The 13,885-nt window shown below is 42.5% G+C and carries 10 protein-coding genes and 3 pseudogenes; 8 read left to right on the top strand and 5 right to left on the bottom strand.

What is annotated here, in order from left to right; all coding sequences use genetic code 11:
- Nucleotides 1-31 precede the first annotated feature (31 nt).
- The gene (locus ACQ4MX_RS20300) at nucleotides 32-1,612 is read left to right on the top strand and encodes a peptide chain release factor 3 (protein ID WP_134912754.1); all 1,581 of its coding nucleotides are present in this window, start codon (nucleotides 32-34) and stop codon (nucleotides 1,610-1,612) included.
- 146 nt (nucleotides 1,613-1,758) lie between these two features.
- Here the strand turns inward: ACQ4MX_RS20300 and ACQ4MX_RS20305 are convergent, their stop codons facing one another.
- Nucleotides 1,759-1,992, bottom strand: a complete 234-nt coding sequence (locus tag ACQ4MX_RS20305; RefSeq protein ID WP_044648543.1) for a small acid-soluble spore protein SspI — start codon at nucleotides 1,990-1,992, stop codon at nucleotides 1,759-1,761.
- A gap of 161 nt (nucleotides 1,993-2,153) precedes the next feature.
- On the opposite strand from ACQ4MX_RS20305, the pseudogene ACQ4MX_RS20310 reads away from it, so the two are divergent.
- Together ACQ4MX_RS20310 and ACQ4MX_RS20315 are read left to right on the top strand one after the other, a co-directional pair.
- Nucleotides 2,154-2,819, top strand: a pseudogene (locus ACQ4MX_RS20310) (potassium channel family protein); the annotation flags it as partial.
- Between the two features lie 40 nt (nucleotides 2,820-2,859).
- A complete protein-coding gene (locus tag ACQ4MX_RS20315) occupies nucleotides 2,860-3,648 on the top strand; it encodes a TrmH family RNA methyltransferase (protein ID WP_431086999.1) in 789 nt (262 codons plus the stop codon).
- 817 nt (nucleotides 3,649-4,465) lie between these two features.
- Here ACQ4MX_RS20315 and ACQ4MX_RS20320 read toward each other — a convergent pair.
- Complete coding sequence (locus ACQ4MX_RS20320; protein WP_431091372.1) at nucleotides 4,466-4,729, bottom strand: sigma factor-like helix-turn-helix DNA-binding protein; 264 nt, start codon at nucleotides 4,727-4,729, stop codon at nucleotides 4,466-4,468.
- 34 nt (nucleotides 4,730-4,763) lie between these two features.
- On the opposite strand from ACQ4MX_RS20320, the pseudogene ACQ4MX_RS20325 reads away from it, so the two are divergent.
- Nucleotides 4,764-4,900 (top strand): annotated as a pseudogene (locus ACQ4MX_RS20325) (family 1 glycosylhydrolase); the annotation flags it as partial.
- A gap of 304 nt (nucleotides 4,901-5,204) precedes the next feature.
- On the opposite strand, the gene ACQ4MX_RS20330 reads toward ACQ4MX_RS20325, so the two are convergent.
- Nucleotides 5,205-6,331, bottom strand: a protein-coding gene (locus ACQ4MX_RS20330) for an IS3 family transposase (protein ID WP_431087000.1) whose coding sequence is annotated in 2 segments (ribosomal slippage) — nucleotides 5,205-6,082 and nucleotides 6,082-6,331 — 1,128 coding nt in all. Because the reading frame shifts where the segments join, the coding sequence is not laid out codon by codon here.
- A 420-nt stretch (nucleotides 6,332-6,751) separates the two neighbouring features.
- Here ACQ4MX_RS20330 and licT point away from each other — a divergent pair.
- From licT to ACQ4MX_RS20345, 3 genes and pseudogenes are all read left to right on the top strand, one after another.
- Nucleotides 6,752-7,588, top strand: a complete 837-nt coding sequence (licT, locus tag ACQ4MX_RS20335; RefSeq protein WP_431087001.1) for a BglG family transcription antiterminator LicT — start codon at nucleotides 6,752-6,754, stop codon at nucleotides 7,586-7,588.
- 148 nt (nucleotides 7,589-7,736) lie between these two features.
- Entirely contained in the window at nucleotides 7,737-9,632 is a 1,896-nt protein-coding gene (locus ACQ4MX_RS20340; protein WP_431087002.1) for a beta-glucoside-specific PTS transporter subunit IIABC, read from the top strand.
- Between the two features lie 105 nt (nucleotides 9,633-9,737).
- Nucleotides 9,738-11,071: pseudogene (locus tag ACQ4MX_RS20345) on the top strand (family 1 glycosylhydrolase); the annotation flags it as partial.
- 272 nt (nucleotides 11,072-11,343) lie between these two features.
- On the opposite strand, the gene ACQ4MX_RS20350 reads toward ACQ4MX_RS20345, so the two are convergent.
- Together ACQ4MX_RS20350 and ACQ4MX_RS20355 are read right to left on the bottom strand one after the other, a co-directional pair.
- Nucleotides 11,344-12,213: an IS3 family transposase gene (locus tag ACQ4MX_RS20350; protein WP_431087003.1), complete on the bottom strand. Its 870-nt coding sequence runs from the start codon at nucleotides 12,211-12,213 to the stop codon at nucleotides 11,344-11,346.
- Between the two features lie 32 nt (nucleotides 12,214-12,245).
- The gene (locus ACQ4MX_RS20355) at nucleotides 12,246-12,557 is read right to left on the bottom strand and encodes a transposase (RefSeq protein ID WP_431087005.1); all 312 of its coding nucleotides are present in this window, start codon (nucleotides 12,555-12,557) and stop codon (nucleotides 12,246-12,248) included.
- 295 nt (nucleotides 12,558-12,852) lie between these two features.
- Between ACQ4MX_RS20355 and ACQ4MX_RS20360 the strand changes: the two genes are divergently transcribed.
- Nucleotides 12,853-13,374: a pyridoxamine 5'-phosphate oxidase family protein gene (locus ACQ4MX_RS20360; RefSeq protein ID WP_431087007.1), complete on the top strand. Its 522-nt coding sequence runs from the start codon at nucleotides 12,853-12,855 to the stop codon at nucleotides 13,372-13,374.
- The last annotated feature ends 511 nt before the right edge of the window (nucleotides 13,375-13,885 follow it).

The raw sequence follows: 13,885 nt of genomic DNA on the forward strand, positions 1-13,885 counted from the left end.
CAATGGATTTGATCATGAAGGGATATGTGAAATGAGTAAAACACTGGATATACTTCAACAGGAAGTCGACAAACGGCGCACGTTTGCGATTATTTCTCACCCGGATGCGGGGAAAACGACACTGACGGAGAAGCTGTTGCTGTTCGGGGGCGCAATTCGTCTTGCCGGTTCAGTCAAAGCGCGTAAAGCAAGCAAGCACGCGACGAGTGACTGGATGGAGATTGAAAAGCAGCGGGGGATTTCGGTTACATCCTCAGTTATGCAATTTGATTATAATGGGCACCGTATTAACATTCTGGACACCCCGGGTCACCAGGATTTCAGTGAAGACACTTATCGTACATTAACAGCAGCGGATAGCGCAGTCATGCTGATTGACGTAGCGAAAGGTGTGGAAGCGCAAACGATTAAGCTGTTTCAGGTGTGTGCCAAGCGTGGAATTCCGATTTTCACCTTCATTAATAAGCTGGACCGTGAGGGACGCAGTCCTTTTGATCTGATGGAGGAGCTGGAGCAGGTACTCGGCATCCGTTCGGTGCCTATGAACTGGCCAATTGGTACAGGACGTGAGTTGTGCGGTGTCTATGACCGTGTCAAAAATCAGGTCGAGCTGTTTCAGGGAGACGACCATTCCACGATCAAGGTACAAAAAGTGGAGGATTACAATGATCCAATCATTCGCGAAATGGCGGGTGAATATTTGCATGACCAATTATGTCAGGACCTGGAGCTACTCGATGTCGCGGGTGACCCTTTTGACATGGAGAAAGTACAGCGTGGTGAATTAACGCCTGTATTCTTCGGTAGTGCGATTAATAACTTTGGAGTTCAAACGTTTCTGGAAAACTTTCTTCAGCTTGCTCCCAAGCCGGAACCGCGTCGCAGTACAGCGGGGGAAATCGAGCCGACGAACGAGAAATTTACTGGTTATGTATTTAAAATTCAAGCAAACATGAACCCGGCTCACCGTGACCGCATCGCATTCCTGCGTATCGTATCTGGTAAGTTCCAACGGGGCATGAGTGTTAAGCATGTACGGATGGGCAAGGAGATTAAGCTGTCCCAGCCACAGCAATTTTTAGCGCAGGACCGTGATATTGTCGAGGAAGCTTTCCCAGGCGATATTATCGGATTGTTTGATCCGGGCATTTTCCGTATTGGCGATTCACTTAGTCAAGGTGGAGAGGTCATATTTGATGAATTGCCGACCTTCTCGCCTGAGATTTTTGCCAAGGTAACGGTGAAAAATGCCTTGAAGCACAAGCAGTATTTGAAGGGTATTGACCAGTTGACCGAGGAAGGTATGATTCAGGTGTTCCGTACGGTAAGCTTTGACGATACGCTGCTGGGCGTTGTCGGTCAACTGCAATTTGAAGTATTTGAGTACCGCATGAAGGGTGAATATGGAGTTGATGTACAGCTTCAGCGTATGCCATTCCAATTTGCACGCTGGATTGTGGATGATCAGATTGATCCAAGCAAATTCCGTATTAACTCTACGTTGGTGAAGGACAAGAAGGGTAATTATGTTGCCTTGTTCGAAAATGAGTATGCGATGCGGACTGCTATTGAGAAAAATCCTACAGCCAAGTTTTTGGAGATGGCTCCATAAGATTTGGATTTGATAAGCAGGACAGGAATGAAAACTGTTATTTGATCTGTACAACGAATAGTCCACTCATTGTTACGGCGAGTGGACTATTTTCGTATACGGGCGGTAGGATGAAGCAGGGTTGAACAAAAGTTTGAAGATAAGTCTTAGGTTAGCGGGACGGGCTTGATTTTATCAAGCTGCTCATGTGCCAGGTGGACAAACTCTTGTTGCTGGGTCTGGTTCATGTGCTTCCATGCCACCTCAAGAATGACACCCAATCCGGGCAAAGCGGCCTCTGGTCCATCCACTGACCCGATAATCATATCGGTAAGATCAGCTTCTGATTTGCCGTGAACTTTGTGAACAATGGCTTGTCGTAAATCCAGTGTAATGGGCATGTGGTACCTCCCGTATGTTTGTAATTGTTGTCGGGTGTATTATGGCTTGGGCTGCTGCCCGGTATACATGAAGAAGCATTTGGCATAAGCATACCAAATTTATGTTTTTGGCGTGTTATGCTATACTATGACGGACAGTACGGTGATCGGGAGGTAAGGAAGGAATGGCAAAGAAGCAGTATGCAGTAATTGGTATGGGGCGTTTTGGCTCCAGTGTTGCCACTGCATTGAGCGAAATGGGCTTTGATGTGTTGGCGATCGATTCGGACGAGCAGCGCACACAGGAAATGTCGAATATTGTGACCCACGCGGTATCTGCCGATTCAACGGATGAGGAAGCGTTGCGTGCGCTCGGTATTCGCAATTTTGATGTCATCGTGGTGGCAATTGGCGAAGATATACAGGCAAGCATATTGACGACATTAATCCTCAAGGATATGGGCGTGCCAGCTCTGATCGTAAAAGCGCAAAATGAATTGCATGGGAAAGTGCTGCAAAAGATAGGCGCGGATAAGGTGGTTTATCCTGAGCGGGACATGGGGCTGCGAGTAGCCCATCATTTGACGTCTCCAAATATTCTGGATTATATTGAGCTGTCCAAGGATTATAGTATTCTGGAGATGAAAGCGGCGGATTCCATGATAGGAAAAAATCTGAAGGAACTTGATATACGCGCCCGTTTTGGCTGTAACGTGATGGCGATTCGTCGAGATCAGGAAATGAATATCTCCCCTTATGCTGAGGATCGGCTGGAGACGGGGGATGTGCTTGTTATTGTAGGCCACAAGGATGATTTAACCAAGCTGGAGCTGGCTTTTGCAGTATGATGATGAATCATTTATTTATAAAGGAACGGACGGATAACGAATGGAAATCATTTCACCAAACAATACACGTGTAAAGGAATGGGCACAACTGCTGGAAAAAAAGCATCGTACCCGCCAGCATAAATATATCGTCGAGGGCATTCATCTGGTGCAGGAAGCGCTGCGTTCGGACGCAGCTGTCGAAAGTGTTGCCTATGATTTGGACAAGGGCATTCCTGCCGAGCTGAATGGCTTGGACCAAGCTGACCAGCCGGTGGAATGGATTCCCGTATCGGCGGCGGTCATTGCCAAATGCACCGATACGAAGACACCGCAGTCCGTCTTTGCTATCGTGCGCAAGAAGGAGCGTGGCGCATTCCCGGCATTGCTGGAGCAGGCGGATGCGCTGGTGATGGTGCTGGACGGGGTACAGGACCCCGGCAATGTAGGCACCATTATTCGTAGTGCCGACGCCGCCGGAGCCGCAGGCGTCATTCTAGGTCACGGCTGCGCCGACCTGTACAACCCGAAGACGATCCGCTCTACGATGGGATCGCTTTTTCACCTGCCCGTGATTGAGGGCAGTCTGGAGGAGCTTTTGCCACAGGCCAAAAGCAAAGGTGCCCGACTGATCAGCACCTCGCTGGACGCAAGCCTGTCGTGCTATGCCGTTGATTTGCGTGTTTCCGCTTGGCTCGTCATTGGTAACGAGGGGCAGGGTATTTCTGCATCCACCGCACGTATGGTGGATGAATCGGTGTTCATTCCGATGCAGGGGCAGGCGGAATCACTGAACGCAGCGATGGCCTCCACGGTGCTGCTTTTTGAGGCGATGAGACAGCGAAGCTAGTGGAAATAACTATAAATTTGTGGTTTATAACATCAATTGAGACTAATTATATTATCAAATGAGACTGTTTATACCATCTAAATGAGACAGTCAATGTCCCCGAAAACCCAGTAAAATCGGGAATAAGGGTTAAGTAAATACAAAATCATCTGTTAATGACTGATCTAAGTTTTCTTATTTTATGGTGAAAAAAGACAGCCTGTTTTTTAACAAGAAGTAAGATAAACAATATCTAAAGGGAAAATTACCTTTGCTCAACTACAATAAAAATTTGTTATACAAATCTTAGCTACAGGGCAATTTAATATCTCTAATCTAAACAGTCCCGATGAAAAGCTCTCTATTTCGGGGCTGTTTTTACGTTATGGATGGTAGGTGAAATGGTGACCCGTTTTTGGGGAAATGTTACCCTCATTCAAATCTCTTTCTGCTATTTGGAGGCTGCATCCGTCGATACTCAGGCAAAGTTTGTCTTTAGCTTTCGGGGATATTTAGATAATTAACAAGCTGTTTTTAGATTGTATTTGTTAAGCTGGTGAAGAAGTGCTCATCAGCTATTTCATTTTGTTTATTAATTTTGAGAAATATTAGATATGTAAATTGTCTATTTCGTATGATATACGAGTATCCTGATGATGAAAATGAAAAGGGAGGAGATTAAGATTAAGTTTCGTAACGTTTTATAAGTTCTGCTTCAGCTACTCTGTTCCCATTTTGAGCTAATTTAATTAAATCAATTACTTCATACATTGATGTGTCCCCCTTTTTTCTGTATCTAATTTAGAGATGAAGGAGCATGAGAAAGGCAGATCTTTGACTACAACTCCATATAATATTTGAGTTTCACCAGTATGGTTTTGCGTAATTTTGAAATGGCTTGTCTTGAGACTCCAAGAGTTTCTGCAATTTCTCTATCAGTTTTGTCTTTATAGAATTTTAAGAATAATACTTTCTTTTCTATGATAGATAAATCAGCTACTGCTTGCGAAAGACTTGTATATTCAACAACTAGATTTTGACTTGAATAGACATCAAGGATGAAATTTAACTCATAGGTAGCTAGGTGCTCTTTATAGATAATGCTAAATTAGCAAAAGATATATTTGAATTATTTCGCGGAGATGAAGGAGCGTTATGGCTTCATTTATGTAGAAAAAGACAGTGAAGGGAAAGACAACATGCATCGTCTTAAGAAGAAGAGCTCAACTGGTATAAGAATATTAGTACGACAAACGGAGAAGATTTAGTTTAATAAATCTATGCCAAAAACAACTACTTCTTTGGAAATGTGGTTTAGGTGATAGAGCCTTACGAAGAAGTAGAGGTAGTACTAAAATAGTTGCATAAACACAAAGAAGAGTACAGGTAGATCTTTAAATCAACTTTTATAGATGAGAATTTGTGAAATAAAGTAACCTATCCGGATTGAAGATCATAGCCCATTATGATTAAAAGTATTTCCTGCAAATTATGATAAAGTATTACACGGTATCGTAATGACTGCTGATTATCAGCTACAACGAATTGAACTGAGAACTTGGATTGTCAACACTAAACTAGACAATTTTTTTGTGGTGCCTCTGCTTGAACTCAGCCGGACTCAAGTAATCCAGAGAACCGTGAATCCGAATATGGTTAAACCAGTGTACATAGTCATGTAATTCTGTGGTTAGCTCAGCAAGACTTTCAAAATGACGTTTCTTCACAAACTCCGTTTTGAAAATTTTAAACGTGGCTTCCGCAACGGCATTGTCATAGGGACAGCCTTTCATGCTCAAAGAACGTTTAATCTGAAAAGCCTCCAGAGCATCGTCAATGAGCTTATTCTTGAATTCATTTCCTCGGTCAGTGTGGAAGAGCTGAATGTCATTCAGGTTGCCCTTAATTGAAGCCAAAGCACGGTAAACCAGCTTGGCATCCTTATGGGGGCCTGCACTGTAGCCGATAATCTCGCGGTTAAACAGATCTACAAAGAAGCATACGTAGTTCCAATATGAACCCACTGGGACGTACGTCAGATCGCTTACGACAACAGATAACGCCTGCTCTTGTTCAAATTTTCGGTCCAATACATTCGCTTGCTTGGCTTCATTGCATCTCGTGGGATGAGGCTTGTACTGGGCGACTGTATACGAGGAAACCAACCCGAGTTCCTTCATGATTCGTCCAATTCTCCGCCTGGATACCGTAAGGCCTTGCTGGTACAGCTCTTTTTTAATCTTACGCGTACCGTAGTTTTGGCGGCTGCTTTGAAAAATGTCCATAATCAGGGAGGGAAGCTCATCCTCCGATGTCACTTCCACTTTGTTTTCTTCATAATAATACGTGCTTCTAGGGAGTTTTAGGACGTCGCACATGGCTGATACCGAGTATTTATGTTTATTCTGGCGAATGACATTTACTTTCGTCCCATGATCAGCGCGGCTTGCTTTAAAATGTCATTCTCCATGAGCAGTTGCTTGTTCTGTTTTCGAAGTTCGATGAGTTCTAATTCCTCTGGAGTTCGGTTGTCTTTCTCTTTAAAGGATCCAGATGTGGAACTCTGTTTCACCCATTTATCTAACGATGAAGGATTCAAATCATATTCTTGAATGATATCCTTGCGTGGTTTGCCACTCTGATAGAGTTGAACCATCTGTGCTTTAAATTCAGTGCTAAAGGTACGTCTTTCCTTTTTTTTCATGTCCGTTCGCTCCTTCTAGAGTGCATCTGTAGTCTACTATATTAGACCACATTTTTTCTGTCTAGAAGAGTGTAGCCGATCCAACTATTAGAGATCAATTGGAATGGATAGAAATAGAGGATATCTTAAACATTATTTGAATCGGAGAATTACAGTTTATTCACATCGTACAGCTAAACCTCGTTCAGGTGATATTTTAGCTATGCAATTCCAAAATTAAGCGACAGGTGTTCAAATCCAGATTTGAGATTATTTTTTTGTTGAAAACGTTCTCCCCATCTTATATAATAAATCTACAATTAATATTAGGGTTGTTACTGCATCGCAGGCAAAGCCTAAACCAATCCGTGCTAAATTATATTTAGTTTAGGATTAGTTTAGGCTTTTTTTGTTAGTAAAAAATATAAAGTGGGCGAACTCATGAGGATTAAAAAAGTATTTAACAATAATGTTGCACTGGTTGAAGGGCCGAATCGATCCGAGATCATTGTTATTGGAAAGGGACTAGCCTATCAGAAAAATCCAGGTGGAAATATAGATCCATCCAGAATTGAAAAGACCTTCGTGATGGAGACTAAGGAATTATCTGAGCGGCTATCTACATTACTGAGTGAGATTCCTCCAAAGCATCTAGAATTGACAGATCAAATTATCCGTTATGCAGTAAAGGATTTACACACTTCCTTTAGTAATAATATCTACCTGGCTCTTACAGATCATATTAGTTATGCAATTACGCGCTCCGCGCAGGGATTGAGTCTCAAGAATGCGCTGCTCTGGGAGATACAGAAGTTCTATCCTAAAGAATATCACACGGCAATGCATGCTTTACACTTAATTGAAAAGGAAACCGGAATTAAACTGCCTGTAGATGAAGCTGGCTTTATCGCAATGCATTTTGTGAATGGTCAGCAGGATGGTCAGGAAATGGAACAGACCTTGATGGTTACCCAGATGGTTCAAGGAATTCTTAATATAGTAACACTTCATTATGGGATTGAGCTAGATGAGGATTCGTTAAATTATAGCCGCTTTGTGACTCACTTAAAATATTTTTCTTATCGCACCATGCGCCATGAATCGATTCCTTCTGAGGATGATGAGCTCTACGAACAAGTCGTTGCCAAGTATCCTGAAGCTTTTGCCTGCAGTGAGAAGGTAAGAGCATATTTACGGGAAGAGTATCAAGTTGAGACAACCGAAGGTGAAATGGTCTATTTCATGCTCCATATTAGGCGTGTGACCAGCAGAGATTAGCATATTACAATAAATAGCAGGGTTGTTACCATTAGTTGGGCAAAGCCTGGATAAGTGATAAGTGTACTGTTTTTCAGTGTACTTAATCACCTATTCAGGTTTTTTTATTTCATATAAACCAGAATGAGGTCTAAAGGAGCGAGCACAAATGAAGTACGAAAGATTAGCGAAAGATATCGTGCAGAACATCGGTGGAGAAGAGAATGTTACGAATCTTGTCCATTGTGCAACCCGGTTGAGATTTAATTTAAAAGACAATCATTTACCTGATAAAGAGAAGCTGACAAGCTTAGAAGGAGTGCTGACTGTCGTAGAAAGTGGCGGTCAATTTCAAGTGGTTATCGGAAATGACGTTGCACACGTATATCAAGAGATTATGAAAACCAGCAAACTTGGGACAGGGAATTCTGCATCAGAGGATGCAGATAAACCTAAGGAGAAGATTCTGTCCACAATTTTTGCAGTGATTTCCGGAAGTCTTTCTCCTCTGTTGCCTGCAATGGCCGGAGCGGGGATACTAAAAGCTTTCTTAACCCTGTTCACAACCTTTGGCTGGGTATCTGCGGAAAGTGGAACCTACCTCATTCTGGCTGCAGCAGCTAATGCCGTCTTCTATTTCCTGCCTATATTCCTGGGCGTCTCTGCAGCGATCAAATTTGGCGCCAATCCTTATGTAGGTGGAGTTATCGGTGCAGCATTAATGGAACCGAACTTTACGGGGTTATTGGCTAATGGAGATACTTCTTCCTTTCTAGGCATTCCTGTAGTCTTAATGGATTATTCAGCAACCGTCTTTCCGGTATTCGTAGCTATTTGGATATTCTCTTACGTGGAGAAATATCTAAAGAAAATCATCCATAAAGAGCTGCAGACGTTTTTGGTTCCGTTATTATCCTTAGTCATCATTGTGCCACTCACTGCGATGATCTTTGGCCCATTTGGAGTATATATCGGAAACGCGATAGCAGATGCTATTAATTATCTCATGGGAGTAAGCGGGCTGTTAACAGGAGCTGTCATTGGCGGGTTAATCTTTTTCCTTGTTGTTTTTGGTCTTCATTGGGGCATTATTCCGATCGTTCTGGCAAATCTTACGAATGGAACCGATCCGATCCTTGCGATGTGGGCAGCTTCTAACTTTGCAATGGCAGGGGTGGCACTGGCTGTTTTTCTTAAATCTAAAGAAAAGTCTTTGAAATCAATTGCCGGTTCCTCTACGTTAAGTCTGTTGTTAGCCGGTGTCTCTGAGCCGACCGTATACGGGATATTGCTGCGTTACAAGCGCACGATCCCATATGTTATTATTGCCGGAGCTGTCGGAGGGGCGATTAATGGCGGTTTCCATACGTATGCTACAGCATTTGTCTTCCAAAATATTTTTTCAATCGGTGCATTTGAACCTGTCGGGTATTATTTAATAGGGATTGCCGCCGCCATGGGGATTGGTTTGATTCTGACGATTCTTTTCGGTTACCAAGACAAACAAGCTGTTGCAGTGACTGAGCCAAGTGACGCAACTCCTACTGTAGAAGTAAAGGCTGTTCAACCGGAAGCAAGTGTCAACCTTACTGGTGTTTCGCAGATCTTGAAGAAAGAGGTACTCCTCAGCCCATTAACAGGAGATGTGAAATCCTTGACTGAAGTTCCCGATCCTGCTTTTGCAGAAGGTGCTATGGGGAAAGGGATTGCAATTATTCCGAGTGTTGGCCAAGCCGTATCTCCAGTGAACGGTACGATTGGCACAATCCTCAAGTCAGGTCATGCTGTAATTATTTTGTCTGAGAGTGGTGCGGAAATATTGATTCACATTGGAATCAACACCGTTCAATTAAAAGGGCAATATTTCACCCCTCGGGTTAAGGCAGGAGATCAGGTCCGCAAAGGGGATCTATTGATTGATTTTGATCTTGAGAAGATTAAGGAAGCCGGATATAATCCGATCACTCCAGTTATAATCTCGAATACCGGCGATTATTTGGATGTTATTGAAACAACAAACTCATCGGTTTTGGCACAAGATAAGTTGCTGACGCTTGTTGTCTAAGCAGAACTAGTCAGAAAGGAGACTCACCTTTGCAATCCAACATACAGTTTTCCAGAAAACTTCTTATGGGGCGGCGCGGTAGCGGCCAACCAGGTAGAAGGTGCATTTTTAGAGGATGGAAAAGGATTGTCCACAGCAGATGTATTGCCTCATAGAATTACAGGGCCGATTATGGAAATTCCCGAAGGCAAATATCCCTCTCACGAAGCTATCGATTTTTACCATCGGTATAAAGAAGATATCGCACTTTTCGCAGAAATGGGGTTCCGCTGTTTCCGGACATCAGTTGCATGGACACGTATTTTTCCTGAGGGAGATGAAGAGCTACCTAACGAAGAGGGCCTCCGTTTCTATGAGCGGTTGATCGATGATTGCTCAAATACAATATTGAACCTGTCATTACGATATCTCATTATGAAATGCCTTTAGGACTGGCCAAGAAATATGGGGGCTGGAGAAGCCGCAAGACCATCGAATGTTATGAACGGTATGCCAAGGTTCTATTTGAGAGATTTAAAGGGAAAGTAAAGTATTGGATGACTTTTAATGAAATTAATATTCTTGCCCACTATCCGTTCACAGGCGGTGGAATTATCGTCCGAGAAGGAGAAAACAAGAAACAGATCCAATATCAGGCTGCACACCATCAGTTCGTAGCGAGTGCTCTCGACGTTAAGGCTTGTCATGAAGCTATTTCTGATGCCCAAATCGGATGTATGTTGGCTTATATTCCTGCATATCCATTGACGAGTGCACCGGAGGATGTTTTTGCGGCTCTGCAAGGAGAACGGGAAATCCTAATGTTCGGTGATGTGCAGGCCAGAGGAGGATATCCTTCATATGCAGCACAATTTTTTAAAGAGAATGATGTGTTCTTGAAAAAGAATCCGGGGATGATCTTATTCTAAAAAGCTACCCTGTTGATTTTATTGGCTTTAGCTACTACATGAGCCGTGCTGTGAGCGCAAATCCGGAGGGGAGGGAGACTAACGGCTGGCAATCTCTTCGGTGGTGTCAAAAATCCTTATTTGCCTTCATCGGAATGGGGCTGGCAGATTGACCCGCTTGGTCTAAGAATCGCTCTGAATCTATTATATGATCGTTATCAGAAGCCATTATTTATTGTGGAGAATGGTCTGGGTGCAGCAGACATCCTGGAAGCAGACGACGTGATTAATGATGATTACCGTGTCATTTATTTGCGGGAGCATCTCTCTGAGGTCGCCAAGGCTATTCAGGATGGTGTCGATTTAATCGGATACACAAGCTGGGGGCCGATTGACTTAATCAGTGCATCTACTGGAGAAATGAAAAAACGGTATGGATACATTTATGTCGATAAAGATAATGCGGGTGAAGGAACCATAAGAAGAATAAAAAAGAAAAGCTTTGCTTGGTACAAGAAGGTAATTGCCTCAAACGGGTCTGATTTAGACTAAAATATTGCAGACATAAAAGCCGTCCTTTCATTAAGGACGGCTTTTACGTCGAGAATAATTATATTTAATCATCGAGTGTATTACGTGCTAAGCTGTAAGGTAATAGAACACAACAATACTGTGAGCCTATGGCTCTAACGGTGCATAGGAGGTACCCAGGATAGACACTTATGAAGTAACGACACTCCAAAAAGCGGATTAACCCCCTAAGTTTGGACACTAACTCTCTCTCGCTCATCGAGACTTTGTTTTTGAAATTATACACGAACTTCTCAGATCGGAATCGGTTTTATCTGGTTTTTCTCATAAAACTGAGATGGCGACAAATCGCGAATGCTGGAATGAATTCTTCGTTCATTATAAAAATGAATGAATTCTGTAACGGCTTCATAAGCTTCGCTGTACGTTTCAAAGTCGTAGCGAGCCAAGCATTCATCCTGCAATAACCTATGAAAAGATTCAATATGTGCGTTCATATTCGGTGTTCGTGGAGGAATGCGTTCATGCTCCACTCCAAAGCTTTCACAGGCAGCTTCAAACCCATGAGAAATAAACTGAGGGCCATTGTCTGAACGAATCACAGGTTTGGTTTGCGCCTCAAATAATTGTCTCTTAAGCAAGGCCGTTTGTAGCGTTCGGATCACATCTTTGGCCTCGCACCGCAATCCTATGTGGTAAGCGACCACAGAACGGTCGTAAACATCGAGGCAAGACTGAATGAAGAAGAATCGGTCTTCTCCTGCAATATAACCGTACTTAATGTCCGTCTCAAACAGTTGGTTCGAATTCGTAATGATCCGATTTCGTGCCAGTTTCCGTGGGTAAGACGAGTTCACTTTTCGCTGTGGTCGCAGGATGTTCAGTTCTCTGCACAATCGGTAAACCTTCTTTTTGTTAATGATTAGGCCATAATCTCGGCGTAAAGCGACGGTTAATTTTCGGTATCCATACGCATTGCCGTCAGCAGAAACCAGTTCCATAATCCGTTCCATAATCTGAGCATCCGGTACTTTTACGCCGTCCGAACGCAGCGAATATCCTGGCTTTTGTCGTCCCTCACTTGCTGTTTTCTCGATCGCTTTTCCATTTTTATGGTAGTAGTAGCTGGATCTCGGGATTTTAGCCAGTCGCAGTACAAGCATGATGGCATATCCTTCATGAATGTAGTGTTCCGCTACTTCAACTTTTTCAGCAAATGAGGGTTTTCCTTTTTTATCAAGTCACGCAGTATCGCAATCTCTAGTGCCTGTTCACCCAGTAGTTTCTTCAATTGATCATTTTCTTGGGAAAGCACTTTGGAATCCAGTCCATGTATGGTTTCCAGTGAAGTTTCACCATATTTACCTTCTTCAAATTCCTTTACCCAACGGTGAAGCATATTGACGGCAATTTCATATCTCCGGGCTACAGCCGCCTTATTCCCGGTTTCGATGGCTTCCTTGACGATTTGGCGTTTAAATTCTCTAGAATGTTTATTTCGTGTCATTTCCTCATCCCCTTATCACTAGTAGTGTAATCCATATACACTTTTAGTGTCCAAGTTCACTAGGGGGCTAAAGAGATAGGCTGCTTCAAGTGATACATACTTTCATAGGACCTCAATCCGTACGTTAGTATACCCTGCTAATCAACATGAATTAGTATAGCCACAGGGTTTATTGAAATGGATTGGTAAGTGAAAAAATATGGACTGCTTAATTATCTTATTTATGGATGTATTCTTACACTCCAATGACTGATATACTAACGAAAATAATTCAGTATTATAGGAGTGGTTGAGAATGGATGGGGTTCGTTACAAGATAAGAGAAGTGTTGGACAACGACAAAATTGAAGCTTTTCTAAGTAAAGCGAGAATTGGACACCTCGGTATGGTTGATGGACAGCTGCCATATGTTGTTCCGCTCAATTTTGTTTGGGCAAACGGGAAGCTTTATTTTCACGGAGCCACAGGCGGGAGACGCAATCAGGTTATGAGTGCGAATCCTGAGGTCTGTTTTACGGTTTGCGAAGAATATGGAACCATTACCAATCCAGTACCAGCTAAGACGGACACTGCATATATGAGTGTTATGATTTTTGGAAAGGCCGAGCTCATCGTCGATCTTGATGAAGCAACATATATGTTGCAGGAAATGCTCCAAAAATATGTGCCTGGTTACTATGACCGTCCGTTGTCCAAGCAGCATGTAGACAAATATAGGTCTGCTATATTCAATTCCCCTGTTCAGGTTTACCGTGTTGATGCCTATCAAATAACGGCGAAAGAAAATCCGAGTGAAGAAGTAAAAATGTACAAATAGGAACAAACAATGTAATGGAGAATTGTGTAAATTTTTGTGTGGTCTGCGTGTTCCTTTCGTTGTGATCTGAGTTTCTGACCTAAAGTAGAAGTACAATCATCACCAAGGACAAGATGCATGAATAGAGAAATCTATTTTTAAATTATATTTCCATGGCTGGAAGGGATTAGAATATTTTGAATATCTCCTACAGGAGTAATAAGGATGTAAACGTTGAAGATGTGATCCGCGTGTTTCAAAATAGTGGAATTATAAGACCGATTGATCAACCTGAACGGATTAAAACGATAATAGAGCAAGTTATTGCAATATTACAAAAAAAAATTGGGGAAGAAGTTACACTCATTCTTTTATCCAGGTGCAATGGAGTATTACCCTAAAGTTGGTTTTGAAAAAATAGAGAATGGCTTTATTATCAATCGGAGTAGGTAGCGTAAACAAAATAAGTGTTATTTCAATGATTCTAAATTAAAGGCTTACAAGTAAGCAAAAACATATGTGGTTTGAAAGC

Origin of the sequence: Paenibacillus sp. 8b26, assembly GCF_050626875.1 — a bacterium.
In the GTDB taxonomy this organism is placed as follows: Bacteria; Bacillota; Bacilli; order Paenibacillales; family Paenibacillaceae; genus Paenibacillus.

Coding starts and splice junctions, on each gene's coding strand:
- ACQ4MX_RS20300 (WP_134912754.1), top strand. CDS start 32: ATGAGTAAAACACTGGATATACTTCAACAGGAAGTCGACAAACGGCGC.
- ACQ4MX_RS20305 (WP_044648543.1), bottom strand. CDS start 1,992: ATGCCCATTACACTGGATTTACGACAAGCCATTGTTCACAAAGTTCAC.
- ACQ4MX_RS20315 (WP_431086999.1), top strand. CDS start 2,860: ATGGAAATCATTTCACCAAACAATACACGTGTAAAGGAATGGGCACAA.
- licT (WP_431087001.1), top strand. CDS start 6,752: ATGAGGATTAAAAAAGTATTTAACAATAATGTTGCACTGGTTGAAGGG.
- ACQ4MX_RS20340 (WP_431087002.1), top strand. CDS start 7,737: ATGAAGTACGAAAGATTAGCGAAAGATATCGTGCAGAACATCGGTGGA.
- ACQ4MX_RS20350 (WP_431087003.1), bottom strand. CDS start 12,213: ATGCTTGTACTGCGACTGGCTAAAATCCCGAGATCCAGCTACTACTAC.
- ACQ4MX_RS20355 (WP_431087005.1), bottom strand. CDS start 12,557: ATGACACGAAATAAACATTCTAGAGAATTTAAACGCCAAATCGTCAAG.
- ACQ4MX_RS20360 (WP_431087007.1), top strand. CDS start 12,853: ATGGATGGGGTTCGTTACAAGATAAGAGAAGTGTTGGACAACGACAAA.